This window comes from Anoxybacillus thermarum (assembly GCF_000836725.1).
In the GTDB taxonomy this organism is placed as follows: domain Bacteria; phylum Bacillota; class Bacilli; order Bacillales; family Anoxybacillaceae; genus Anoxybacillus; species Anoxybacillus thermarum.
In genome coordinates this window covers 1-26133 of record NZ_JXTH01000022.1, presented here as the reverse complement: position 1 = coordinate 26133, position 26133 = coordinate 1, and the positions used below count along the sequence as shown (strand labels likewise).

General features: G+C 36.9%; 19 protein-coding genes, 2 pseudogenes and 1 CRISPR repeat array. Of the genes and pseudogenes, 16 read left to right on the top strand and 5 right to left on the bottom strand.

Going from position 1 to position 26133, the window contains the following annotated elements; all coding sequences use genetic code 11:
* The first annotated feature begins 538 nt into the window (after positions 1–538).
* From LH47_RS06985 to cas6, 11 genes are read left to right on the top strand one after another with little or no spacing between them, the layout of a single operon-like run.
* Positions 539–1825 carry a hypothetical protein gene (locus LH47_RS06985; protein WP_043965973.1) on the top strand — a complete coding sequence of 429 codons (1287 nt, stop codon included), beginning with the start codon at positions 539–541 and terminating at the stop codon, positions 1823–1825.
* Between the two features lie 2 nt (positions 1826–1827).
* Positions 1828–3123, top strand: coding sequence for a hypothetical protein (locus LH47_RS06980; protein WP_043965971.1), 1296 nt, complete (start codon positions 1828–1830; stop codon positions 3121–3123).
* A 19-nt stretch (positions 3124–3142) separates the two neighbouring features.
* Positions 3143–4786 (top strand): hypothetical protein, encoded by a 1644-nt coding sequence (locus tag LH47_RS06975; RefSeq protein ID WP_043965969.1) that lies wholly within the window; start codon positions 3143–3145, stop codon positions 4784–4786.
* A 25-nt stretch (positions 4787–4811) separates the two neighbouring features.
* Entirely contained in the window at positions 4812–6371 is a 1560-nt protein-coding gene (locus tag LH47_RS06970; protein WP_043965967.1) for a Cas10/Cmr2 second palm domain-containing protein, read from the top strand.
* Positions 6364–6999, top strand: coding sequence for an RAMP superfamily CRISPR-associated protein (locus LH47_RS06965; protein ID WP_043965965.1), 636 nt, complete (start codon positions 6364–6366; stop codon positions 6997–6999). The genes LH47_RS06970 and LH47_RS06965 overlap by 8 nt, the downstream gene beginning before the upstream one ends.
* An 11-nt stretch (positions 7000–7010) precedes the next feature.
* Positions 7011–8564 carry an RAMP superfamily CRISPR-associated protein gene (locus LH47_RS06960; protein ID WP_043965963.1) on the top strand — a complete coding sequence of 518 codons (1554 nt, stop codon included), beginning with the start codon at positions 7011–7013 and terminating at the stop codon, positions 8562–8564.
* A 16-nt stretch (positions 8565–8580) separates the two neighbouring features.
* Entirely contained in the window at positions 8581–9384 is an 804-nt protein-coding gene (gene csx7 / locus LH47_RS06955; RefSeq protein ID WP_161792576.1) for a type III CRISPR-associated RAMP protein Csx7, read from the top strand.
* Positions 9371–10177: an RAMP superfamily CRISPR-associated protein gene (locus tag LH47_RS06950; RefSeq protein ID WP_043965960.1), complete on the top strand. Its 807-nt coding sequence runs from the start codon at positions 9371–9373 to the stop codon at positions 10175–10177. Before csx7 ends, LH47_RS06950 begins: the two co-directional genes overlap by 14 nt.
* Entirely contained in the window at positions 10174–10587 is a 414-nt protein-coding gene (locus tag LH47_RS06945) for a hypothetical protein (RefSeq protein ID WP_043965958.1), read from the top strand. The genes LH47_RS06950 and LH47_RS06945 overlap by 4 nt, the downstream gene beginning before the upstream one ends.
* The gene (locus LH47_RS06940) at positions 10580–11761 is read left to right on the top strand and encodes an RAMP superfamily CRISPR-associated protein (RefSeq protein WP_043965957.1); all 1182 of its coding nucleotides are present in this window, start codon (positions 10580–10582) and stop codon (positions 11759–11761) included. The genes LH47_RS06945 and LH47_RS06940 overlap by 8 nt, the downstream gene beginning before the upstream one ends.
* A 21-nt stretch (positions 11762–11782) precedes the next feature.
* Positions 11783–12736 (top strand): CRISPR system precrRNA processing endoribonuclease RAMP protein Cas6, encoded by a 954-nt coding sequence (gene cas6, locus LH47_RS06935; protein ID WP_043965955.1) that lies wholly within the window; start codon positions 11783–11785, stop codon positions 12734–12736.
* Between the two features lie 311 nt (positions 12737–13047).
* Here cas6 and LH47_RS16425 read toward each other — a convergent pair whose 3' ends face one another.
* Together LH47_RS16425 and LH47_RS17090 are read right to left on the bottom strand one after the other, a co-directional pair.
* Positions 13048–13395 (bottom strand): hypothetical protein, encoded by a 348-nt coding sequence (locus tag LH47_RS16425; RefSeq protein WP_167333772.1) that lies wholly within the window; start codon positions 13393–13395, stop codon positions 13048–13050.
* 65 nt (positions 13396–13460) lie between these two features.
* Positions 13461–13592 (bottom strand): hypothetical protein, encoded by a 132-nt coding sequence (locus tag LH47_RS17090; RefSeq protein WP_268751135.1) that lies wholly within the window; start codon positions 13590–13592, stop codon positions 13461–13463.
* Between the two features lie 421 nt (positions 13593–14013).
* Positions 14014–15201: direct repeats of the CRISPR family, unit length 38 nt; unit sequence GAGAAAATGAAACGGGCCTCGTGTAGAGGATTAACACA.
* Between the two features lie 154 nt (positions 15202–15355).
* On the opposite strand from LH47_RS17090, the gene LH47_RS06925 reads away from it, so the two are divergent.
* The 4 genes from LH47_RS06925 to LH47_RS14925 all read left to right on the top strand — a co-directional run bounded on the left by LH47_RS06925 (position 15356) and on the right by LH47_RS14925 (position 23146).
* A complete protein-coding gene (locus LH47_RS06925) occupies positions 15356–18103 on the top strand; it encodes a CRISPR-associated primase-polymerase type A1 (RefSeq protein WP_043965953.1) in 2748 nt (915 codons plus the stop codon).
* Positions 18100–19095, top strand: a complete 996-nt coding sequence (gene cas1, locus LH47_RS06920; RefSeq protein ID WP_043965951.1) for a CRISPR-associated endonuclease Cas1 — start codon at positions 18100–18102, stop codon at positions 19093–19095. The genes LH47_RS06925 and cas1 overlap by 4 nt, the downstream gene beginning before the upstream one ends.
* Positions 19043–19345 carry a CRISPR-associated endonuclease Cas2 gene (gene cas2 / locus LH47_RS06915; RefSeq protein WP_161792575.1) on the top strand — a complete coding sequence of 101 codons (303 nt, stop codon included), beginning with the start codon at positions 19043–19045 and terminating at the stop codon, positions 19343–19345. The genes cas1 and cas2 overlap by 53 nt, the downstream gene beginning before the upstream one ends.
* A 369-nt stretch (positions 19346–19714) precedes the next feature.
* Positions 19715–23146: a right-handed parallel beta-helix repeat-containing protein gene (locus LH47_RS14925; protein ID WP_052585018.1), complete on the top strand. Its 3432-nt coding sequence runs from the start codon at positions 19715–19717 to the stop codon at positions 23144–23146.
* A 198-nt stretch (positions 23147–23344) separates the two neighbouring features.
* On the opposite strand, the gene LH47_RS06905 is transcribed toward LH47_RS14925, so the two are convergent.
* Positions 23345–23959 (bottom strand): hypothetical protein, encoded by a 615-nt coding sequence (locus LH47_RS06905; RefSeq protein WP_043965949.1) that lies wholly within the window; start codon positions 23957–23959, stop codon positions 23345–23347.
* Between the two features lie 702 nt (positions 23960–24661).
* Here LH47_RS06905 and LH47_RS06900 point away from each other — a divergent pair.
* Positions 24662–25429 (top strand): DUF4405 domain-containing protein, encoded by a 768-nt coding sequence (locus tag LH47_RS06900; protein ID WP_043965947.1) that lies wholly within the window; start codon positions 24662–24664, stop codon positions 25427–25429.
* A gap of 32 nt (positions 25430–25461) precedes the next feature.
* Here LH47_RS06900 and LH47_RS06895 read toward each other — a convergent pair.
* A pseudogene (locus LH47_RS06895) lies at positions 25462–25848 on the bottom strand (sigma-70 family RNA polymerase sigma factor); the annotation flags it as partial.
* A 41-nt stretch (positions 25849–25889) separates the two neighbouring features.
* Positions 25890–26133, bottom strand: a pseudogene (locus LH47_RS06890) (ImmA/IrrE family metallo-endopeptidase); the annotation flags it as partial.

Genomic DNA, 26133 nt, shown 5'->3' with positions numbered 1-26133 from the left:
TTTTTTGTACAAATATTGTGAATAACTTCACAACTGTCGTCGACCTCCAATCGTGCAAAAATCCTAGGGGATCGACGACAGCTTATTTTTTCAGGTTTCTTCAGACGCATCAACGTATATAGACCATTGACTGAATTTTCAGATGGATGTACAATAGCACTGTATAGCTTTTCCATGTGTTGATTTATCAACACTTTTTTGGGTTTGTATCGTACCTATGAGGAATTGTTTGTCACTTGTGGGTAAATTCCCCACATACTGAAGATGAGTGTGTTTGTATCGCATCTATGAGGAATTGAAACACCGATGGAATGAAATGGGTATTTTTATTTTGGCTATATTGGGGATTTTATCATCGGCTTTAACATTGTCGAAAATACTAGGAAAATTGTTGGATTTTATTCTAATATGTGTATTATATAGAATTAGGGGGATTTTCTACTATCATTGTAGGGAATGCCACTCCCCTTCAAAAGAATACATATACTTTTCATGATTTATATAAAAGTTACGTCTATGATGAGAGTGAGAGATTTCAATGGAGAAGAAGTTACTTCCCCAGATTCTTATGCCAGGTACAATTAAGAAAAGTGATGTGAATGAACAATCATTTAACATTATCAATGAGGAGAACATTAAAAAGATTAGTCGAATTGTGAAAAAACTTCCTCAAGATGATGGAACGATAGTAGTTTGGCTACTTGTTGATCCATCCTTTCAAAAATATGAGCTCACATCTTTACAGCAAAAAATTGAATTGTGGTTGGAAAAAAAACTAGGAGATGAATGGGATGTAGAGGCGATGACAATAGTTGTCGATCACGAATGGGATATAGAGAAGTTAGAAGATGATATTGAACGTCTCGTACATAAATTGTGTGTTCAATACCCCTTCTCGTACTTCGCTCAGATCCCCACTTTTGGCGATCCTATAGTATACCAAATTCTTTTTCTAGAAGGAGTACGTCAGTTTACGAAACGTTACGCCACTATTTATTTTGATGGTGAAAATGTGCATGTAGAGCATACGGTATTAGCTATTCATTCGGAAACATGGATGAAACAGTTTCGCGACTTTATTATTGATCACGATTACGAAGCGGCTTTAGAAATGATGAAAGATATTGAAGAAACAGAAGAAACAATAGCATTGAAATCACTATTACATATGATGATTGATCGCTTAAACTTTGCTTTTGAAGATTCTTTAGCGCATCTAAAGATTGCCATGATGTATCTGTCTGATGAAGATGTTTTATTAGAAACTAAAAAAAATTTGGAGCTGTTGTTAGATAAAAATATGAAAAAGCGAGATTTGGCGCGCATCGTTGAGTTGTATCGTCATATTGATATGTATTTAGACATGGATGATGTTATATCTCTCCTTATTCGATTTTATCGGGTACGTGAAGCTATTCTTTTTTATCTACTTCAGCATGCGCAAACGATTCCGTACACTGTGGAATTTGCAAAAAAGTCAACAATTTATGAAGTCTTTGATGAATTAGAAGAAAAATATAGTAATTGGGAAATAGATGGATATTATGGTGCTTACTTTTACTTAAAAAGTGCAAATGTTGCAGGTGCATTAAATGTGAGAAACCATAGTTTCATAGGACACTCTCGTAATAAGGTAGATGTAAAAACACTTTGGAATTCATATTTTGGCACTTCACGAACGACATATACAAAGGCGAAGCGTCGCTTTATTATGGATACGATGATTATGTTGCGGGATTTAGGAGTTATGCCTGATGAGAACATAATGGATATAAATCGTTTATTATTGCAGTTAAGTCGAAAAATCGTATTGAAAGGAAAGTGATAATGAAAAATATATTCGTTAGTTCGTGGTCTGAACAAATTCAACAAGTTCTTTCAGATCTCGCTGATCAATTATTATTAGAAGAGCATAACGAGTTGAATGTCCATCTTATCTTAGAGCATTCTAGTGAGACATGTTTGAAAGAACAGATGATGCGAAATCACCCAAATGTCTCGTGTAACATTCACTTTTACGATTTAGATTCGAAGCTTCCTATTTCACAGAAAATAAAACAAGTTCAGTCGTTAATTCGTTCTATCGGTGAAGATGTAGAGCGAATATATTTGCGCTTTCATGAAGAAGGTGCTCTCATTCAACAAATGTTGGCACACGAATGTACTCAAATATATCCTAATAAGGTTGTTTTTTTTACAGATTACAGAAATCGAAGTCAGTTTTCACTCGGTCAAGCGATACATGAACGTCAATTATATAACCATGTATATGAACTTGTTGTTTCTGGGAATTTTTTGTCAGCTAAAAAATTAGTAACCGATCGTGTTCAAAACCCTTTAATTGTCTCGCTACTCGAACTAGGCCATAAATTACGCATGCTTGATATTGAAGAGCGCGAATCGATGTTGTTGTTCGATCAATTGAAAGAAGCACTTAAGCTTTTTCATTCGGGGCAACACGATGAAGAAGGGAAGTTTGTAGACTTATTTAAATCGTTGCAAAAACAAAACCAAAAAGCATTCATTGCATTTTTATTTAATTATGCCGAGCTTTTATATGACGAACATGATTTAATTGATTTTATCGTCCTTTATTATCGACTGGCAGAAGAAACGTTGTTATATGCGTTAGGGTGGGACATTCCATCTCAACGAATGAATGATGCTACAACTTTTGTTATGCGCAAAGATGCGAAATACAAGCTATTGATCCCAGAAAAACAACAAGTGACTCGTCATCTTCATAGTTATATGAAAGTGTTGAGTCAAGAAGTTCGACGTCTGGAAGAGCGATATCACGTTCGTATTCGTCGTGACCGTTGTGTTGGATTGGAACGTCTATCATCGCGTGACCGTTATTTCGCTGAATTATATTTGTTTTTTAAAAATAAGCAGCTTGAAAAATTTCTCAAGCTCCGTCATGAAGGAGTAAGTGGCCACGGTTTTGCCGATTTCACAAGAGAAAAGTTGGAAGCAATATTCGAAGGACGCCCGCCGCTTGAGAAAATGGCTGAGCTACTAGAAAAACTTTCTCTCAAACCACCTTATTCCATCTTTAAGCTCATTCAAAAAGCTGTGTTGGGGTTGGTGGGGGAAGAGAAGAGAGCAAAGTTAGTGAAATAGATGAGGGAGGAAAAGAGAAATGACTTTAGAAAATAGAAAATTAGGGTACAATGTCATTCACTTAATTTATTCACTTCGTCAAAAAAACGGGAATAAAAACATTCAATTAGGTGATGAATGGAAAAATATATTGAATGGTAGAAATATTGAGAGAGACTTGTCATATTACTACCCATCTTCCTATTCAAAGGAATATAAAGTTTTAAAAGAAGAATTAGTAGTTAAATATTTCCACCCGAATGTACATCACGTACTTTTTGCTGGATTAAACTATAGAGACAGTGTTGGAATGAAAGTATATCAATATCAAGGAAAAAAGCACTCGAGAATATTTCAAGCATACGAGTCACAAAAAGGTTGTAGTTATCCAACATATAAATTTGAGTGGATCGCAACTGAATTATATCAGCTTCAAAACAGTCATTTTTTAGTTGTGCGATTAAGTCTATGTGAAAATCAGCAATTCGATTCTCAATCAGGATCTTTTAAAAATGGACAGTTGACAGTTAGAGATTGGACAAAATTTGTCAATCGTATTCGTATTAACCATTTGAAGTATGACGAGCAATCTCATTTACTGGTATGTACAGAGCACGGACAACAGCGTTTATTTTTTGACTATGTTCAAGATTTTTTGGATACAGATCCGTATTTGAAGAATCATTTTATTATTGCAAATCGTTGTTTGTCCGATGAAATTGACCATCTTGAAGAGAATGGGGGGGATAGCCACTTACTTCGAGAACCAATGGCGTTCGTACAAGGAATGGTCACAAAAGTCGATCCAGCCAAAGAGCAATGGGATGACAAAGAATTGTATACATTGCTCTCAGTAGACGATTATGTAGGAGAAAGTGGAGGTACAGATTCGTTTATTAAGGAATTTGTTCGAACGCATACGTATCAACGTTGGGCAAATGAACAAACGTTTTATACAGCAATCGATTATGCAGCAATAACGATAGCTAGTACCCAAAATCCTCCGTGCTATATAGGTGATGAGAAGAAATGGGATTTTGTAGGCGATATTTTATACCAACATCATTGTAATCATTATCTCATTTTAGTACTTCTGCAATTATATTATCGTGAAGAATTACAAGAAATTTTGGGTGCTTTTTCAAGACTGAGAGCGTTTGATCAAAATGAAGAGGAGATAAAGAAAGCGAGGGCGGTTATTGATCAATATTATAATTTAAACCAGTATTTTATTTTTGATCGACTTACAAATGAAATCCAAGGGATAGAGCTTTGGAAGTTTTATCAACATACATTTGCGACAACAGAATTGTATCGATCTGTGCAACAAGATATGCAAGAACTAAATCAACGCTTAATTGAGTACGAAAATAAAAACCAGTCAGCTGAATTAAAGTTATTAACTGTTCTTGCTGGATTAACGGGATTATTCGGGATGAACAGAGTGATTGCTAGCGACAGTGAATCATCTTTGAGTTGGGTTGCAGAAATTACGAGCTCCTCTGGTTTTGGGAAAATGTTGGACGCTGTCGCCTTTGTTCTGATGCTGGTTATTATTATTTATGCGTTGATTTTTGTGTTGCGACCACAACATATTCGAAAAATGTCGAAAAAATCCTCTTTATTGGGGAAGGTAATTGTGCTATTGTTCATTATTCTAACCGTTTTGCAGTTTGTTTTTTGATTTATATAGAGAGAGGTGCTGTTTTGTGGGATATAAGTATATTGTTGTAAGCGATACAAATAATGTAGTATCTTATCTGTTCTCGAATACGCGTTATAAATTTATTCGTGGTGCGAGTGCACTGTTAGATTATTTGAACTTATATATGACAAAAAAGATTGCTGGAGAATGTAAAGGCATAGTACTAAGTACAGGAGGTGGAGAAGCACGCGTTCTATTTTGTACGAAAAACGATGCGGAACGATATGAAAAAGAAATGCGAAAAGCTTATTTGCAATATACAGACGAAGTGGCTCTGTCCATGGCACTTGTTGAGCGATTTGAAAATGAGCCCATGGCGAAGTGGCTTGAACGCGCTGAAGTGATGCTTCGTGTGAAAGAAAAGGAGAGGGATAAAAAAGAGATGTCTCTACTCCCTCTTTTTCCGATCGTAGAACGTTGTGAAGGATGTGTAAAAAGACCAGCTGAAAAATATTACGATATGGTTGATGGGCGAAAAATGTTATGTTTAAGTTGCTATAAGAAGGCAAAGCAAGTAGATATGATTATCGAAAATTTAAAAAATATATCAAAAAATGGAATTAACTCGTTCCAAGAGGGAATAGGGCTAATGGATATTCATCAGAAGCTAATTGAACAAAAAGAAGAAGGTAGCTCTTGGGTTCGAAAAATTGCCGATATACTAGGAAATGACAAGCAAACGAACAGCTATATTGGATTTGTTTACGCGGACGGAAAGAAGTTAGGATCATTTTTCCGAAAAACGGTACTGGATAATCTCCATGAACAAGATGACGATAAGTTTGTGAAAGAATACAAGATGTATAGTGAAAAGGTACATAAATGTATTATAGAATCTGCTGTACTTACGCAACAAAAGTATAGCGATTATGTAGTTGATTATGCGATGGTAGGCGGAGATGATTTCGTGGCTATTATGCCAGGGGAAGTTTCCCTTCCTTTCACGAATACATTTATTCAGACATTCGAAGAATTAACAACTAGAGAATTTTCTGGTTCACGTATGATGCTTGGAGCTGGAGTTGTTATCGCCCATATGGGTTATCCCCTTTATCGTTTGTTTCAAATGTCCTATGAACTAATGAGTAGTGCGAAACGAAAATATGAAGATAAGAGTGTAATTGATTTCATTAAACTGACTAACTCAACTGTACAAAGCATCGAGGCAATTAGATATGGTGAGAATACGTCAATCAAAACAGGAATGTCGCTAAACAAACGATCTGTACGTATGAATGGCTACATGGTTGATAGTGAACATGGGGAGAGTATAGATAAGTTGTTGGATGTTATTCGTAGATTGAAAGATGCCAAATTTCCTCGTTCAAAAATGAAAATTTTATATGAAATTTTACGTGAAGATAGTGAGTATCAAATGCAATTTGAATGGTTGAAATGGAGAGCACGTATGGACGCAGACATTAAAAGTATTTTGGATGACTGGAACGAAAAATTTAAAGAAACGCCATTTCCACTCACTTATAATGACGTTGTTTTTTCGCCTCTTCTAGATTTGTTTGATCTATACGACATAACTCCCATGGAGGGAATAAGCAATGAATAGGAAGTATAAGGTAGAGATTTGTTATTCATTTAAACCAGATTTTGCTGTTTGTATCGGAGCAGGTCATGGAAAGTATGGGATTATTGATAATGCTTATCGTACGAGAGTAGACAGTGCACATCGAGAGAAAATTACTATACCAGCAACAACAGCGAAAGGAAGAATACGCCATACTTTCGAACGATTAATTAATATGTTTCCACACATAGATGCACATGCAGAAAGGAAAATTTTTGGAGAAAGTGGTATGGAAGGGTGGGCACGTTTCTCAGACTTGTTACTTTTGAAAGAAGACGATGCGTTGCTAGATACAAAAACTTCCACTACTATCGATCGCTTCAGAAAAGCTGCGAAACCTAAAACATTGCGTATTCAAGAATTCGCAACGTTAAAAACGGGGAAATGCTTTTACGGAACGGTTGAAGGATATGTTGCATTAGAAAAAGAAACGAGTATAACTAAAGAATTAGCTTTTTTTTTACTAGCCATTTTAAATACTAATTCTTTCGGTGGTAGCAGATCAATTGGTTTTGGCAAGGGAGAAACAAAAATTCTATCGCTAAAAATAGGAACGAATGTTTTCGATGAAGGGACAATAAAAGAAAAAATTAAGCAACTGCTTATTTAGGAGAGATTGCTATGGAAAAATGGAATGTAATTATTGAGGCGCTGCAACCGATATCGATTGCGGCTATGCCCGATCGCGAAGCACATTGGGATACAACGCTCATCATTCCAGGGAGCACGCTTCGGGGGGCGATTGCTGAAGAATGGAAAAACCGAGTTGGTTTTGACCATGCACTTACACATCAGCTGTTTCAAAAGGGAATATGGAGAGATGCTTTATCAAAAGGAACGAAGTTAGTGACAGCTGATTTGTTCTATAGTAAACAAACACAAGAAAAGAAAAGTGTTTTATCAGACTATATCCGTCATCCACTTACCAACTTCCTCAAGCACAAAAACGACTCACTATTGCCAAGTGAACAAGGTTTTTTTAATGATCATCTTGTGATTAACCAAGCTGTTAGCATTTCGATTAGTCCAACCCGAAATGCAGTGCGTCACGGTCGACTGTATTCATTAAGCGCTATTGCTGAGGGGAGTTTATTTACAACACGTGTTACGCTCCCGCGTGAGGCATTACAGTTATTGAATGAAAAAGGCCAAGGAGACGATATTTCATTTACATGTTATATTGGAAAAAAACGATCTAGTGGTTATGGAAAAGTAAAGATAATATTTCAGGAGATCAAGTCGAATAAAAATCAAATGAGTCAAGACTTGCTTAAGAGAATTGAAAAATATAATAGGGAACTTGGTAACCAAGAATTTGTAAATGGAACATGGTACGTCGCCCTTATTTCTATATCTCCGATGATTTTGCTTGATCGTTTTTTGCGTTATACAACAGAGATCGACTGGGAAACGCATATTTGTAGAAAAATTGATGAAAACAAGACGCTTCAAAAGCTATTCGATCAAAAAGGAGAACTTGTTGTTAGCTGGGGAACAAGCTCTGTGCGTCATGGCTGGAACAGTGCGTGGAACACACCTAAACAAGCAGAGTGGGTATTAAACCCTGGAACAATCCATTTGCTAAAATTCACTAATTTAACAACCGAGGAAAAGGAGGCAATCATAGATTTGCTTCTTCTCTTAGAAGAAAACGGAGTAGGGGAAAGAATCGAAGAGGGATTTGGACAAGTTGTTGTAAGTGGTTGCTTCGGTAAAGAACTGAATCTTGATGAGAGCACAATAGAAATGAAGTTTCATAATAATCGAGTGTTTGAAAAAGCGACTGATTCTCGTTCAGTTTCAATAAATTCACAAACTGTAGAATTTGACAACAATGAAGTACTTGAAAAAGCGCAACAATTTGCTGAAAAAATAAGGTCGATTATTAAAAAATCTCAGCTTTATGAACTTCAACAATATACTGCTGAGGAGATTGTGGAGCAAATTTGTGATCAAAAGTTAGATTGTTATATTGAAAAAAGATTAAAACGTAGAGCAAGAAATGGTTGGAAAAGTAAAATAGAATTTGACAGCAAAAATGAAGCCGTTGGTCAACATTTACGGAATATTGTTAACGAATGGAAAGAGTTGTATGGGTATAAAAAGGCAGGTGAAAAAACGAAAGATTTTTTACGTTATATAATCGGGTATTACGATATATATCACTATGCGTGAGAGGGAGGAGTATGACGTGGTATCACCAAGTTTTGTAAGACTTGAAAAGAAACAGGTATTTACTATTCATTTACGACTAAAAACACCACTTCATATTGGTGGAGGCTATGACAGCAATACAGATACGGACTTACCGATTGTCCGTACAAGAGAGGGTTTCCCCTATATTCCTGGTTCATCAATTAAGGGGATGTTGCGGAGCGCGAGCGAAAAACTATATCACATTATTGATGATACAAAAGTTTGTTTCTTAGAGAAAAATGATTCATGCACGATAAAATTAAAACAAATAATCGCTGATACACTTGAAAAACATAGTGAAGAGGAAGCATTTCAAAAAATTTATCAACGCATTTGTCCAATTTGTCGCACATATGGGATGGGAGCAATTGCATCAAAGGTATATGTCCCGAATGTAGTGTTGCAAGATAAAACAATGGTGCGAGACGGTATACAAATTGATCGTGAAATGAATGTTGTTAGTGGAAAAGCTAAATTCGACTATGAATATGTTGAAGCAGGGCAAACATTTACAATGCGTATCGAAGCGGAAAATATGACGAAAGAAAATGAGAAAGTACTTGGAGTTGCACTTTTGCAATTATCAAAAAACTACATCCGACTTGGTGGACTACAAGCTCGTGGTTTAGGAGAATTAGAGTATATTTCAGGCCATGTAACAATAGTGGATTTTTCCTCAAATAATCATGAAAAGGTATTAAATATGTTATTAGGGGAAGAAAATGATTTAGAAAACATTTCCTTGGAATGTTATTTGAACGATTTATTTAGAGGAGCTGAAAAAAATGCAACTTCCTAATCGTCGTTTATATCACCGCATCGAATGGAATGTCGAACTTTTGACGGAAACCCCAATGTACATAGGAGGGAGAAAAGAAAAAAATAGGGAGAGTTTAGAAAATAAAGAGGGTTCAACACTCAATAAAAGCCTCACGACAAGTGACCAGAGTTTTTTCATTATTCCAGGTAGTAGTTTACGAGGGGTGTGTCGATCTTTCGCATACTATGTGCTAATGGAGGTATTGAACAATTCCGAACAATGCGAAGAAATTTTGAATGACTTATTTGGTTACGTATCTTCTGACCAAAAACAATCAGCAAAGAAGGGTCGGATTTGGTTTGCTGATGCTTACATTCAAAGAACAAAACAAACGAAGGTTGGGAAGCATATTACGCCAATCGATCGTTTTCAGCAATCCCCGATATGTCCATTACGATTTGAAAGTATAGCCCCAAATCAACGGATTTGTGTACGTTTTACAATTGAAAATGCCAAGATTATCCATTTGGGCATTATTGCTTTATTTTTGCGTGAACTGAAGCGTGGGCAAATCACATTCGGTGGAAATACATCGAGAGGATTTGGATATGTAAAGCTACGTAACATTCATACAATCATTTCTGTATATGATACTGATGGGGATTATGTGAAGACAATTGACAATGTAAATGTTCCAATCCATAAGAATTGGCAAAAAAGAGATGAGTTGATTTTTACAGTATGGGAAAGTAATGACCTCGACGAAGGGATTGAATGGCTAAAACAAGGCGTTGAGTCGATAAGAATGTTGAGTGAAAAGGTGATCAAATGAGCGGGTCAGGAGTATTAACCAAAATATGTACACGCGAGGAGTTAAGCTATTTTATAAATCTATTGTATCGTTATGAGGTTTTTACGTACATAGAAACGATTGAACAGCGTCCGTATATTCACCGTATCGTTGAAATTCCTCAATCGTTTTTATCCATGCGTATTTTTGGAGAATTGTTCGAACTACATGTTAAACCAAGTTCAAACGAAAATGAATATCGAATTGTTTTTATAACAGATTGTACGGATCTTATAGAGGGAGAGTACTTTTCTCTTACGAAAGATGGACAACGATCATTTTTCTTAGACAAAAGGATAATAGGGCCGAATCGGAAGCTGTTAATTCAGTATTACAAATCAGAATCGTATGGACAGTTTATGCGTTGGAAAGGAGTAGTGTTAAGTGAGTGAATTTCAGCCGTATGATTACATTCCAATCTCTTCTCCAATTGAAAAGAAGTCGATTGAATTCAATGAGAATGAAAAACGTTGGTCTGGTTCTATAAAAGTAAAAATGACGGTCATCACTCCGCTCATAGAAGTTAAAGAAACGGATCATGCTGTTCAAAAAGAACGAGGACGAACAATTCCGGGGTCGTCTATTCGTGGAGCATTGCGTAACGCAGCGGAAATACTATGGAATGGAACAGTTTCAGTATTTAAAGAGGATGGTCGTCTTATAAGAGAAGAATGGAAAATGTCAAATTCAACTATTTATAGTCATTGTCCTGTGTCCCATTTATTTGGATTTGTAGCGTCAGAAAAAAATAAGCCTCAGACGGAGGAATTTGAACAACGAATTCCTTCAGCGCTAGGCTCAAAGCTTAAATTTTCGCAAGCGGTATTGATCGAAGAGACTTTTAATGGTGCGTTTATTCAAATGAACCAGCTATACTCTCCACGAAAAAAGCCACCTTTACGAGCATCCAACGATGGTCAAAAGTACTTCCTAGGCAGGAAAGTATACTTGGCGGGGCGTCTGAAAAATGTTGCTAATACGATGAAAATTATCGGTTCCTTTAAAAGAATTTCATCATTTAATGACCGAGATTATTTTAACCCGAACGCACGTTTGAATAATAGAACAAGCAGAGAGTATGCTGTTTTTCCAGGAACGCAATATATCTTTTTTATTGAGTTTTCTAAATTAACAAAAGAAGAGCTAGCAGATGTCCTTCGTCTATTGGAATTGAAAGAAGGGTATTATCATGCAATTGGTAAGGGGAAGCCATTAGGACTTGGGCGTGTACGTTTTGAAGTGGAAGGAATTATGAGAAAAGATAAAAGTTATTATTTACAATTGGATGTTACCGATTCGTATGATAGATTATTGAAAGGAAAATTGCTACAGGAAACAGTCAATAGATATGAAGCTAATTTTCATAAGTATTATGAACTATTAGAATGGGATAAATTTGACAACAAAAAATCATATGGATCACGCAATAAAAAGGTGTACCGTTATTCCGAATTAAATAATGAAGTCAAGGAAAGTGGTGTGAAAAATAAATCGAAAAAAAGTTCCATGAATAACAGTACGGATTTGCGGAAAACGTATGCTAAGCGTAATAAGATGACATATTGACAGAAAAATGAGGGAACATTCATGCTTGAAGATGTTAAGATTGTAGATTTAGAATTCGTCATCCGTCCCATATTGGAATTAGATTTACCCCTACTACCAGCATCTACTTTAAGGGGAGGAATAGGTTATACGTTAAAGCGAATTGTATGTCATGAATCGCTTGATTACCCATGTCATCAATGTAAATGGTTGAAGTGTTGTGTTTATCCGCGTTTATTCGAACAAATGGAAGAAATTAGAGGGGAACATATATATTTCGGATACGTTCGGCCATTTGTAATTAGTACACCCATCCATCGACGAGAAATAATAACAGCTGACCAGCGTTTCACATTTGGCGTCCGTATTTTTGGAGAGGCTGTTTCTTACGTTCCGTATATTATTGCTAGCGTGCTAGAGTTATCTGAAAAAGGAATTGGACAACGTAAACAAAAGTTTGTCGTTGAGTCAGTTACTTCACGAAATGAGATTGGTATGGTAAAACGTATTTTTAGTTTTGATACTGGTACATTGTCGGAGCCATGGGTTATTTCAGGAAAGCGTGTTATCGACATGTTAGCAGCGTATAAGGATTGTCGTGAAATAGAGCTCAGATTTGAAACACCTTGTCAAATTCAAATTAAAGGACAGTTACAACAAGATTTGCCGTTCACCTTATTCATACAAAATTTGTTACGGCGTATTGAAGCAATGCTTGCTCATCATCAAAATATATATATTTCTCGTGAGAAAGTGAATGAGTTAATCGAAATGTCTAAAAATGTGGTGATGACGAAAAGTGAATTACAATTGTTTCGAAATCAGCGATTTTCAACGAGACAGCAAAAATCGATCCGTCTCGATGGATTCATTGGAACGACTCGCTACAAAGGTGATCTAGAGCCATTTCTTGAGTGGATTTATGCAGGAATGTATTTTCACCTTGGAAAACAAACTGTTTTCGGTTTGGGAAGATATGAGTGTGCGTTTTTGTAGAAATGAAACAAGAACAATTTCCGAATGGACAATTGCTATGATTTTTTCGCGGCTAATAGAGTCCTTTTCATTCCTAATAATATTTGGATGATCGGGGATATTTTTGTCCTAATAGTACCAAAAATATTATATTTTGTCTCTTTTCCAAAAGTTGTACTTCATTTTTTGTAACACGCGCTACCGAAGCTTGTGAGAAACAATCAGCAGATCAATGATTTTTGCATATTCTTGTTTAGGAAAGCGTATCACTTGTCAAGTACATGTTGTGGTGATTAACCTTTTTTTGGGGATAGAACTAAAAAAGAAATAAATTAGGCGCCGAATCGATTGGCTAAAAAATGAGTCGATTGTTCTTTCCGCATCGCTTCGACGAGTTTCTCCAAACCAACTCCCTGAATGGTTTGCATCCACTCCTGTGCTTGAACGAGTGGTTCATTGTTTCCCTTTGGTTTGAAAAAAAACGAAGCCACGGTAAATGAGCGAGAAATCGGCGTATATAAAAATCTACTCCTTGTCGGAGAGGAAAAAACTGCGATGAGCTCTTCGCCTTGCCTAAGAGAGAGGAGAGCCGTTCCTTGAGCCAGTGGATGATTGTCCAAATCGTGTATTGGAAATATGGCAAGAGGAACGTGGAAAGCACGGTCACCGTCTTTTTGCATATCACGCACCGATAACGAGCAATCCAAATCCGGTAGGCTTCTTGTCCCACCAACGCATTTCGTTCTTAATAGCCATGACGATAAAGATTGCGTTTCGCCTGACCATGTGGGCAACGATGGATGGGCGGAAGCGCATTTTGTTTCCCTAGATTCGCATAGGTTTGCACATCGATCTCTAAGTCATACAACTGAATCACGATCTCGTCCTCCCCCTCCGAAACAATTCACTAAAAATTTAGCATACTGTTTCAGAAAAGGGGAGGGGGACATTCCAAAGGAATTTACAAAAAAAGAAAGCGTTTCGGGGATAAAATGATAATTTACATAATTGAAAAAAGAAGGGGGTGTGACACGGGCATTGCAACTGTATGAAACATTAAAACTTTAGTTGTGAGTATATGCACGCCTTCAAAAAGTAAAAAAAGATAAGGGGGTGTACAATGTCTCACATGCAAGAAAATGAGAGAGGAATTGTTGAACATGAGCAACTTGACTGCTTGAATAAAATAGTCGATCATTTAAGTTTACATAACGTAAATATTGAAATTCGAGCTAGAATCAACTTGTACAAAAACAGGCCTTGATTTCTTACAGATACAACGCTAGAATGAGGATGGAGAGAAAATGAAACGGGCCTCGTGTAGAGGATTAGCACATTTGTGGAAGAGCTCCGTTTGACGGAGCTTCTTCACATGAGAAAATGAAACGGGCCTCGTGTAGAGGATTAGCACAAATGATTGCAGCGATGATTAAAAAGATTTTTTTTGTTTTGAGAAAATGAAACGGGCCTCGTGTAGAGGATTAACACTTTTTTCTCTCCCTTTCTTTTTTCTTTTTTTTGTTTTTTTTTGTGAGAAAATGAAACGGGCCTCGTGTAGAGGATTAACACAAGTTGTCCCATCCGTTGTTTTCATAATGTTCCAACACGAGAGAAAATGAAACGGGCCTCGTGTAGAGGATTAACACACCTTCTAGTCTCATCCAATCGGATGATGTGAATGAAACGAGAAAATGAAACGGGCCTCGTGTAGAGGATTAACACATGTGTTCCCTTGCGGAACACAACGGTTCCGCAAATGAAAGAGAAAATGAAACGGGCCTCGTGTAGAGGATTAACACAATTCGATCAAGCGGCATTGTTGCCAGCTCGATCTTTGAGAAAATGAAACGGGCCTCGTGTAGAGGATTAACACAACAAATAATGTTCTGCGAAGGGCGATCCTGTTTTCCCGAGAAAATGAAACGGGCCTCGTGTAGAGGATTAACACATTCCTCCGTTCTTTTTATTTTTTCCTTTTCTGTTTTTATGAGAAAATGAAACGGGCCTCGTGTAGAGGATTAACACACAATAATCATTGAACTGTGTGTTTCCGACAGTTCAATGCGAGAAAATGAAACGGGCCTCGTGTAGAGGATTAACACAACACATATAAGTTACGAGTTACTTGATCGAGGTAGTCCGAGAAAATGAAACGGGCCTCGTGTAGAGGATTAACACACAAGTATTTGTTTTTCTTTCACACAAGGGAAAAACATCGAGAAAATGAAACGGGCCTCGTGTAGAGGATTAACACATTTCCGGGTTCTGCTGGGCAAAAGACACTAACAGAGGATGAGAAAATGAAACGGGCCTCGTGTAGAGGATTAACACATTGAATTTTCCGTCAGAGTTTTTTTGAGGGAAAAAAGCGAGAAAATGAAACGGGCCTCGTGTAGAGGATTAACACAATTATTAACTTGCTTTAAAGCGGCAACGGTTGTGTTAAAAGAGAAAATGAAACGGGCCTCGTGTAGAGGATTGACCGCCTTTCATACAAGGGCGGTTTTTTTGTTACATAAATGTTAATGCATTTGACAATGAAAATGTATTCGAAAAAACTTTTTAAAATATTTTGCATAAGAAAGAAGGAATTTGTATTTTTTTGTAGAATAGTGCGATATTCCTAATGAGAGGTGAAAAATGAAGATGAGTCAACCGAGTGTATTTTTTGATCATCGTCTTTTTTACGAAGCATGGGACAGATTAGTGAGAACGACAACTGATGCGGCGGGAGTAGATGGAGTACGAATAGACGAAGTTACTGTGCCAAATGAGTGGGTTGAATCTGTACAAACAAAACTTCTTTCTAATTCGTACAAACCTTCCCCTGTGAAAGAAGTACAAATTAAGAAAAATGGAAAATCAAGAACAATTGGTATTTTGACAGTAGAAGATCGTTATGTCCATATGCTAGTGAAATGTTGGCTTGAACCGTTATGTCTTCCGAAATTCAGCAAGTACAGTTTTGCTTATCAACCTAAAAAATCTGCAACACAAGCGGTAGCACAATTGGAACATTGGTTGAATCAAGGATATGAGTGGGTAGGAGAAACAGATATTCGCAATTTTTTTGATGAAATTGATCATACGATTCTCGCGCAACAGTTGCGCCAATTCGTAAAAGATGAAGACCAAATTTCTTTCATCATCTTTTTATACAGCCTGCAAGATCGAGGAATTGTGCAAGGAAGTCCTCTTTCTCCTTTACTTGCAAATATTTATCTTCATTCGTTTGATGAATATATGTCTGCGAATGGGGTGCCTTATATTCGGTTTTCAGACGATATTGTTATTCTCGATCGAACAAGAGATTTGGCAGCGTATCGAATCGAAGCGATGAAACAAGCACTGGCGATGTTAAAGTTGAATGTTCATCCAGATAAAACAGCTGTCAAACATATTTCTGAAACATTTGAGTTTTTAGGATTTCAGTTTGATGAAGAAGGAAGAAAAATTCCTGAAAAAGGAATTGAATCGTTGAAACAGAAGTTAAGTCAAGCGAAGTCTCTCCCATTTGGAGAAAAAGTGATAAAATACGAACAAATTTTAAGGGGTTGGCTACAATATTATGATTTCATTTCATGGGACACACTAGATGAAATAGAAATATTACTTTTGGCACCAGAATTAGAGAAAGATCATTCCACGCTATATGATACATATCATCGCGTTCTTTCAAAATTAGCAAATACATCCCTTACCGAGTGGCATCTCCAACGACTAATCGTGTTTGCAACATTGTTAGGACGTGAAAAAGATCAATGGTATTGGGTTGCTTTACTCACATCTATGACTCATCACATTCCCGAACATTCTAAAAACTTCATGAAAAATTACTCACTATCTCCCGAACAAGTTCAAACACTTTTGAACTTGTTAAACACATGTATAGCATATCCTGAAGAAGAACATTATATCGAACTGACAGAATGGCTTATTCATGAACAGCTATTCTCCCTAGCAAAACTTTTTCACGATCCTACTCCTCCACTCATTTCTTCTAAAAATGTGGCGGACGTTCAATTTGTTAGAGAAGAGGAGAATATTTTCGCAAAGTTTTTGTATTTGTTTGCTGGAAAAGAGGATTGTTTTTTAGTTGAGAAGAATGAACAGAACAAAAGAACGTTTGTTGAAGTTAGTCGTCCGTTGACGGTCGAGGACGTAGAGAAACATTATTGTGGGGAGCTCACGATAGCCCAATACATCATTCGTTCAAATAAAACAGTTGCTTATGCTGTCATTGATATCGACATCACCAAACGGGAGTTGCAAGTACTTGAGAACGAAAATAACACACAGTTTGAAAATAAACGGATGGAAGCGTTTCGAGATGCAGTGACCCTTTATAACATTGCAAAAAAACATGGATTCCCTGCTTATCTTGTAGATAGCGGTTTTCGAGGATATCATCTGTGGTTTTTCTTTGCAGAACCAGTTCCGTTGAAAATAGCATACGATTTTTTAGTGAAAATCACAAATGAGGCGGAACAACCGAGGGAAGGAATTGCATGGGAATTGTTCCCTAAACAAAAGAAACTAAAAGAGGGGGCAACAGGCCAAGCGATCAAGCTGCCATGGGGAAAACATACGATCACTGGTCGACAATCGTGGTTTTTAAATGAACAGGGAAAAGTAGAAGAAGACCAAATGAAAGTGATTGAACATTTACAACTCGTTGATAAACAATCAATAATTCGTTTTGTGCAAATATATGACCATGAAAGAATGGTGGTTGGGAGCGATTTAACGAAAGAAATAGGAGCTGTTTTACACGGCTGTCCAGTTGTGAAACATATGGTCGAAAAAGCAAAGCAAACAAATCATTTGAGTCATCAAGAGAGATTGCTGCTTCTTCATGTATTTGCTCCTCTCGGAATCGATGGAAAGGATTTCGTTCGTCGGGTTATGTCATATACGTTTAATTATAATAAAAACACGACTGAAAAGTTTATCCGTCGCAGCTATACTAAATCAATTAGCTGTGTCAGAATACGAGAAAATTTCCCGAATGTAACGGCTCGATTGCCTTGTCATTGCCAATTTCAACTAAAGAAAGGAGAATATCCTTCGCCGATATTACATGCACGGGCTTTTGGAGCACCGATTGACGACAAAGTTCGCACCATTCAATCGGTCAGTTTAGAACGAAATGAAAGTGGTAATGTCTCGACACATGAATCAACTTCCTGTCGAGAAATAAATGAGCTCGTGCAAAAAATGATTCAATTACGAAAGCATCAGCGAGGTATTAGTGAAAAGCTTAAAAAAATAGAACATCAATTAAAATGCATATTTGATGAGTTAGGAACAGATCGTATTGAAATTGAGCAAGGATACCTTGTGAGAAAAAGTATTGACAATAAGGACTGTTGGGTGATTGAACTTTGAGTACGCTTTATGTAATGGAACAAGGAGCGTTGTTAAAAAAGAGTGGAGAGAGGTTAATTGTTTCTCTCAATAAGAAAACAGTTGTTGAAAAGCATTTTCGTGATATATCGAGAGTGTTGTTGTTTGGAAATATCCAAATGACAACGCAAGTCGTGCACCAATTTTTAATGTCTGGCATCGATGTTTGCTATTTTACGATGAACGGCATATACAGAGGAAAATTGCAATCGACTACCTCTCAAAACTTATACACGAAAATGGCGCAAATGACCCATTGGTCTAATAAGCAGTTTTTGCTTGAGCTTTCAAAACAAATCGTCGTTTTGAAAATTGATGGGCAGCGCCACGTATTACAGCAACGTCGAAGAGGGGTTCCATCTTCTAGTGAAAAGTTCAGCGAGTCTATTTCACAATTAGACAAGGCGATAAATGACGCAAAAGAAGCAGGCTCTGTTTCTGTTTTACGGGGGATTGAAGGGAATGCAGCACGTGTGTATTTTTCATGCTGGGATCATTTGCTTCCAAGTGATTTTCCTTTTGAACGCCGTTCGCGCCGTCCTGCTCTTAACGGAATGAATAGTGCCCTAAATTTCTCTTATACTTTATTATTGAATGAAACTCATAGCGTTTTAGAATCATACGGCTTTGATGTCATGCTTGGAGTGTATCATAGTATCCGTTACGGAAGAGTAAGTTTAGCACTTGATACGATGGAAATGTTTCGGCCAATTTTTGTGGATCGATGGTTAATTATGTTGGCCCGTCGAAAACAAATTCAAGCAAAAGATTTTTATTTGGATTCACACGCTGGGGTGTACTTTACGAAAGAAGGACGACAAAAGTTTCTTCATCTATATCAGCAATGGCAAGAAAAGTGTGCGCTACGAAAACAGATCGAAACGGTTGTCGATGGATTGGAAAAGTCTATGTTGGAGGGGGATGAGAATGCTTTCCGACAAGCGACGGAAAAAGTTTTATATCGTTTGTTATGATATTGAGGATACAAAAAGACGTACCAAACTTGCGAAATGGTTATGTAACTTTGGGGTACGTGTACAAAAAAGCGTATTTGAAGCGTATTTGCATGATGCTGATTTTCAACGTATGCTGTCTGGTGCAGAAGTATACGTTGGACGATCTGATTCACTACGCATATATGAGCTAACTATGTCGGCATATCGTAATAAGGTTGTAAGAGGCGAACCGTTTGAATATGAACCGTTTAAAGATGTAATTGTTTAAGCGAATATGCCATGAAATTATGCGAGAAATGGAAGTGTGTTTATGATTAGAGAGTGGGGTACTAGCCCCACTTGTTCACGTAAAGGTTCCGCAATAAATGTCCTTATGATGACTCCCTCAACAGCATTCATATTCATCATTATTTTTATTCAAAGAAAATATTGATTTTTCACGATGTAGTTCTGTATGATGATTTCAAGTATATGTTTTAATATACGGATAAACTGTTTTTATACTATATATTTCTATGTAACATTGTTATGGTATTTAAATTGAATACATCCTTTTGTGGCCAACGTATGAATATAAATTAGGAAGTAAAAAAGTATATAAACAACTTGGCAGAAGGCAAAGGGGGGAAAGAATGTCATGATGGATCGCGTCGTTGTGTCACGTAGTTTGTTTTCAAAATATAGAAACATTAATAAAGTTATCGCTGAAAACGAACATGTGAAAGAGATTATTGTTCAACCAGGAAGCTACAAACATCCAATCGTACTAAGCAGAAGTGTTGAAATTTGTGGAGAAGGACCAGAAGGATCGATTGAACTCAACTTATCGGATGAAGTCGGTATCCGAATGAATACATATTTCGTTAAATTGAGAAACCTCACCATTTCGCATTCCTCAGCAATGAAAAAACATTGTGCAGCTATTTTAGTATTAAAGGGCAAGCTCATTATTGAAGATTGTGTAATTAAATCAAACTATGGTGTTGGGATACATGTGTTAAATGAAGGAACAGAAGTTATTTTACGTAGATGTAAAATATATGGAACTAAACAACATGCTATACTTGCTCAAAATGGATGTAAAGTGACATTGGAAGACTGTGAAATCTTCAAAACTGAAAATCCAGGAATATTTATTAACAAAAGCCAGCTATATGTTCGCGATAGTCGAATTCATAGTCATGGAACGAACGGCGTAGTTATTGAAAATGGCGGTAAAGCGACTTTTGAACATGTACACATTCATAATAACGGATATCCAAATGTTTGGATTGGCGATATTGGTTCCGAAGCAACGTTTATTCATAGTCATATTTACAACGGAAAAGATGGCGGAGTAAAAGTTGTGAAAGGTGGATGTGTAACATTTAAACAGTGCGAAATTTATAATAACAATTCTTATGGCGTACAAGCGATACAAAAATCAATTGTTGTTATTGGTGAACGAACACAATTGTTTGGCGACCAAGGATACGGGATTCGAATTGAAGAAGATTCGAAATTAGACATGAAACACGGAAAAATATATGACAATAATAAAGGACATGTATATGTCAATCGCTCAACAGATGTATATATTGCTTTTTCCGAATTTCATAACGGAGGAGAAGGAATCGTTTTTGTAGACCGTTCAGCAGGAACGATAAAGGATTGTAAGTTTGATAAACAGGAGAAATATAGTGTAAAAAATATAAAAGATTCTGAAATAATTATTAAAAACTGTACGTTTGCTCGCTCGAATGTCGGGGTTTGGGGGGCTGAACGAGCATTTATCGAAATCCAACATTCGCAGTTTGAAGATCATCAAGACAAGGCGTTATTTATAGAAAAATATTCAAAAGTAAAATTGTCCCATACGAACTTTTACAATAATCTTTTTGGTATAGATTTTGCTGAGCATGGGGAAGGGACAATAGATGATTGCACATTTCAACATCAGCATCAATCCGATGTGCTCATCCGTTGGGCAAGCGATCCTCATTTTCAAAACTGTACGTTTGAACGCTCAAAAGGAATAGGGATCATTGTGTATGGAAATGCGCAAGGAAAAATAGAAAGTTGTCGCATTGGTTATCATGAGGAAAGTGGAATAAAAGTGACGGATGGTAGTGAATTGATTTTAAAGCGATGCGATATATATGAAAATAAAAAGTACGGAATTGAAATAGAAGAATATTCAGAAGTGTATATTCAAAGTGTACATATGACTAACAACGGAAGAGAGAATATACGCTGTGCAACAGATAGTGAGATGATTGAGGAGAATAGCGAAAATATTAAGAGTGATACAGACTTTTCTAAAGACCTGTTCAAACAATTTTTTGGGCATGAACCTCTCTCAAAAACAACAGAAAGTAGTCGGGAATTTACTGATGAAACGATTACGGATCCGAATTTGTTAGAAATATTATCGGAACTAAATAGTTTAGTTGGGATGAACAATATAAAGAGACATATTCGAGAAACGATGATACAAACAGAAGTCATAAGAGAGAGAGCTGCTTTCACTGGGAAAAACAATCAAGTTGTAGCAGGTCATATTGTTTTAACAGGAAATCCAGGGACAGGTAAAACAACAGTGGCTAAACTTTTTGGAAAATTATACAAAGCAATGGGATTGTTGTCTAATGGGCATGTTGTGCAAACAAATCGATCCGGGTTAGTCGGTCAATATATCGGTCATACAGCACCGATGACACAACAAAGAATTGATGAAGCGATGGGTGGGGTTTTATTTATTGATGAGGCGTATGAGCTATATAAGAAGGCAAGCTCTAATGACTTTGGTGAAGAGGCGATTGCAATATTGTTGGAAAATATGGAAAATAGAAAAGGAGAGTTTGTCGTCGTCGTTGCTGGATATGAGGAGGAAATGAACGACTTTTTGGAAAGCAACCCAGGGCTAAAAAGCAGGTTTACGCTTCATTTTCATATTGAAGATTATACGCCGGATGAAATGATTGAAATAGCGAAGAAGATGGCTAAAGATAATGAGGGGCTCGTTTTTCAAGAAGAAGCCCTTACACTATTGAAAGAGGAATTTATTCGCTTATGGCGTAAGAGGGACCGCTTTTTTTCAAACGCACGTACAGTACGAAATTATGTAGACGAAATAAGCAAGGCTCAAATGCTTCGCGTCAGCCAAATGCCAAAATTATTGCGGACAAAAGAAGTCATGTTGACGTTAACATATGAGGATGTGGAGAAGGTTTTAGCGAAAGAGAATGAAAAAGTGTTTGATGTACCAATAAATGAACAAATGTTAAAAGAAGTAATGGGACAATTACAATCGATGATCGGATTAGAAGGAGTGAAAAAAGAAATAAAAAAATTAGTAGACCTAGTGAGATATTATCGAGAAACGAATCGATCTTTAAGGGATATGTCGTTACATATGATGTTAGTTGGTAATCCTGGAACAGGGAAAACAGAAACAGCTCGGCTGATCGCAAAAATATATGAGGCATTAGGTATTTTGGAGAGAGGCGATCTTGTTGAGATTAAAAGAGATGACATCGTCAATTCATTCGGCTCACCTGAGGGGATGATGGCAAAATATGTAGAAAAGGCGATTGGTGGGACGTTGTTCATTGACGAAGCGTATCAATTAACTCAGTATGGAGCACATGATCCGGGGCATAAGGCGGTAGAAGTATTATTAAAGGAGATGGAAGATCGTCGCGGACAGTTTGTAGTTATTGTAGCCGGATATCCAGAGGAAATGAAAAAGTTTTTAGCAAGTAATAAAGGCTTAAGTAGACGTTTTGACTTAAAACTTGAGTTTGTTGATTATAAACCGGAACAATTGCTGCAAATTTCTGAGCAAATCGTAAAAAAACGCGATTATGTCTTGTCGAAAGAGGCGAAAGAAAAACTATTGAAGTATTATAAATATGTTTATGAACATCGTGATGAAACGTTCGGTAATGGTGGATTTGCTCGTAAAACGGTTATTGAATCTATCAAAAATACAGATCTCCGTGTTTCGAACATGCCTAAACATTTACGTACAGAACAAGTAGCCAAGACGATTTTACCTGAAGACATTGATTGTTCTGTTTCTTTGTAAACAAATTATACAACCATATGCGCGAAACATTCACAACCGTCGTCGACTTTCAATCATTCAAAACCTTGGGAAATCGACGACAGTTTGTTTTTTCATCAACGAAATGGTGGAGGAGATAAACAGAACATGCAATGCTGTCAAGTGCTTCACTTGTTTTTAGGCAATCATCCAAAACATAGTTTTTGTTTTTCATATGATTTATCTTCTGCCCATATTTTGAATTTTTTCAGATTTGCTTTTCTCTTTTTCGCTTTTTTTCGTTTCTTGTTTTGCTCCTTTTTCTAGGGAGAGGCTGTTAATTAATCCTAACAACAAAACAACTATAATGAGAATTACCCAAATATATTGATATACATCCCTCATGTTTTCTAGGATGTATACCTTCTCTCCTTTCACTTTTTCCTGTATGAATAATAAAAATATGGAAAAGGAGTTGACCAACGTTGCAAAAATGCCTTTCCAACGTTTTTTCATTGCTCGGAAGGATAAAATCCAAGAGACAAAAAGAGAAAGTATGATGCCTCCAATCTCCAAACCACCTATATTTAGAGCAACTTGGATGTCAAAACCGAGGATGATCATCATAAAGATCATCCATGAGGACATGAGAAAGGCATAGCGTTGATAGTGATGTGGGCCTCCACCCTTAGTATTGAATAAATGGACACTGCTTCCAAACAACATCCAAAGCGGAAGGTTGACAAGAACCATGTCCGTGAAACTTTTGTTTTCTGTGCCGTGGGCAATTCCTTGATAAACGAAATAAAAGGATAAAAAAGCATTCAATAAGTCCAAATGAGCTAATCTTTTCATTATCGTTTCTCTCCTCATGTAGCATGTTTAAGAAGATTTTAATCGAATTTGTAGATCAATATGATCGAAATCCGTTTTACTATGTAATCATTGAGCAAATGATATTGTTATGAAAAAAGAAATACCCATATGCATTTTCAAACAAGCGATCAATTGGTGAATTTCATTGGCTGAGCAAGTAGCCAAAGAGGATAAGCTCGGTATTTTAGACGATAGCTTTTACTGTCCATGCAAATGGAATGTGAGATTTGCCAGCTTGATAAAAAACTATAAACGCCGTTTTCACTTATCGTATCAATGTTTTCTCATAATTGTAAAGATGTTTTGTCGTGAATTCAGATGGAAAGATGAATAAAAATTCTAAGGGGATCGACGACAAGTTGTTTTTCGGGATTTTTGCAGATGTAACAAGGAATAAAGACTACTGACTGAATTTTCAAATGTGTGCATAATGAAATTGTATATATTTTTCATATTTTCATGCATCAACACTTTCTTGGTTTGTATCGTACCTATGAGGAGAGTTCCATCTGAACGCAGAGGGATGTAAAGTAGTTTAGTGATTTTGCTTAAAAAATGACAGTCATCAGTTTATCCGATTATCTAAACGTAGTGGAATATCCCCCTTTTTCACTTCATTTTCACCATTCACTCGTACACTTACGGTATACAGTACATGATATGGTGAATCAGGGGGGATATATGTTGAAAAGAAATATTGTAAAAATCATATTAGATGTATCGTTAGCGATTACGTTTGTGTTATTAATGAATCCGAGGGTGTTTAATGGGTTGCCGTTTCATGAAGTGGCAGGGCTAGTGATTGGTGTGGCTGTTTTGGTTCATATTGGTTTAAACTACAAATGGGTTGTCAATACGGTGAAAAACATATTCAATCGTTCGTTTTCGGGGAAGGTGCGATTCAGCTTTTTGTTAAATGTATTGTTGCTTCTTTCGATGACAGCTATTATCGTGACCGGTATTCTTATTTCAAAAGTTGTATTTCCGCATTTTTCAGGTGGGGAAAATCATGATTTGCGGGAGCTTCATGATATTTTTTCAAAAGTGACGCTTGCACTGATTGGTGTGCATATTGCTTTGCATTGGCAATGGATCATAGGCGTGTTTCGCAAAATGTTTAAAACAAAGGACGGACATTGGCACAAAAAGTCGCTTGCGGCTGCCGCGTTTTTGATTGTGATATTCGCAGGAACTATGCAATGGCTGGCGGTGAATGTGAAGCCGAATGAAGAAGCGTTGAAACCGAAATTTGAGCATAAAGTAGCTCAAGATGGAGAGACGAAGGCACCGTCGGAATTTCGAGAAAGGGAGTTTCGTCATAAAGAACATCATGGCAGCAGTCATCCGCTCCTTGTTATTTTTAGTCATTTTACATTTTGGGCAGTTGTTATTGTTCCCGTTTACTATATGGAAAAACGAATGCGCAAGAAACGAAAACTTAGCGTATGAAAGGTGTCCCGTGATGTTGGGACACCTTTTTGTCATGATCCTTTTTTTCCTTTATCGTGCTTATAACATTCGTGATATAGCTTCATTAATGCCCGTTTTTCGATGCGTGAAACGTAGCTACGGGAAATGCCAAGGTCTTTAGCGATTTCGCGCTGGGTGCGTTCAGGTTGCATGTTTAAGCCGAAGCGGCTAACGATGACTTGTCGTTCACGATCGTCGAGGACGTGTAAATGTTGAGCGATATGTTCAAGCTCATTATTTTTTTCAATCATGTCGATAATTTCTTCATCTTCTGATTTTAATACATCGAGTAGACTAATTTCATTTCCGTCGCGATCTTGCCCGATCGGGTCGTGCAAAGAAACGTCTTTTCTCGTTTTTTTCAGCGAACGAAGGTGCATTAAAATTTCAATTCTAATGTCAATAGTATGCGGTAAAAAATAACAATAATAAATAACAATCATGAACAAATAGACGCAAGCTTTGCACTAAGCATTTTATTTTCGATATAGTCCATCCGCCTTTCACAAATTTCAGCTGGCACACGGAACGTTTCCTGCATTTCATATACGATGAAGTCGCGTTTTTGTGAAAAATCGATATATGTAAGCATATGATAAGGGATCGCAGCGAATAACGTAAATCGCTTTGTTTGTGATTCTTGAAAGTATCTGAATGAGTCCGCCATTTTCGATTGATCGCCG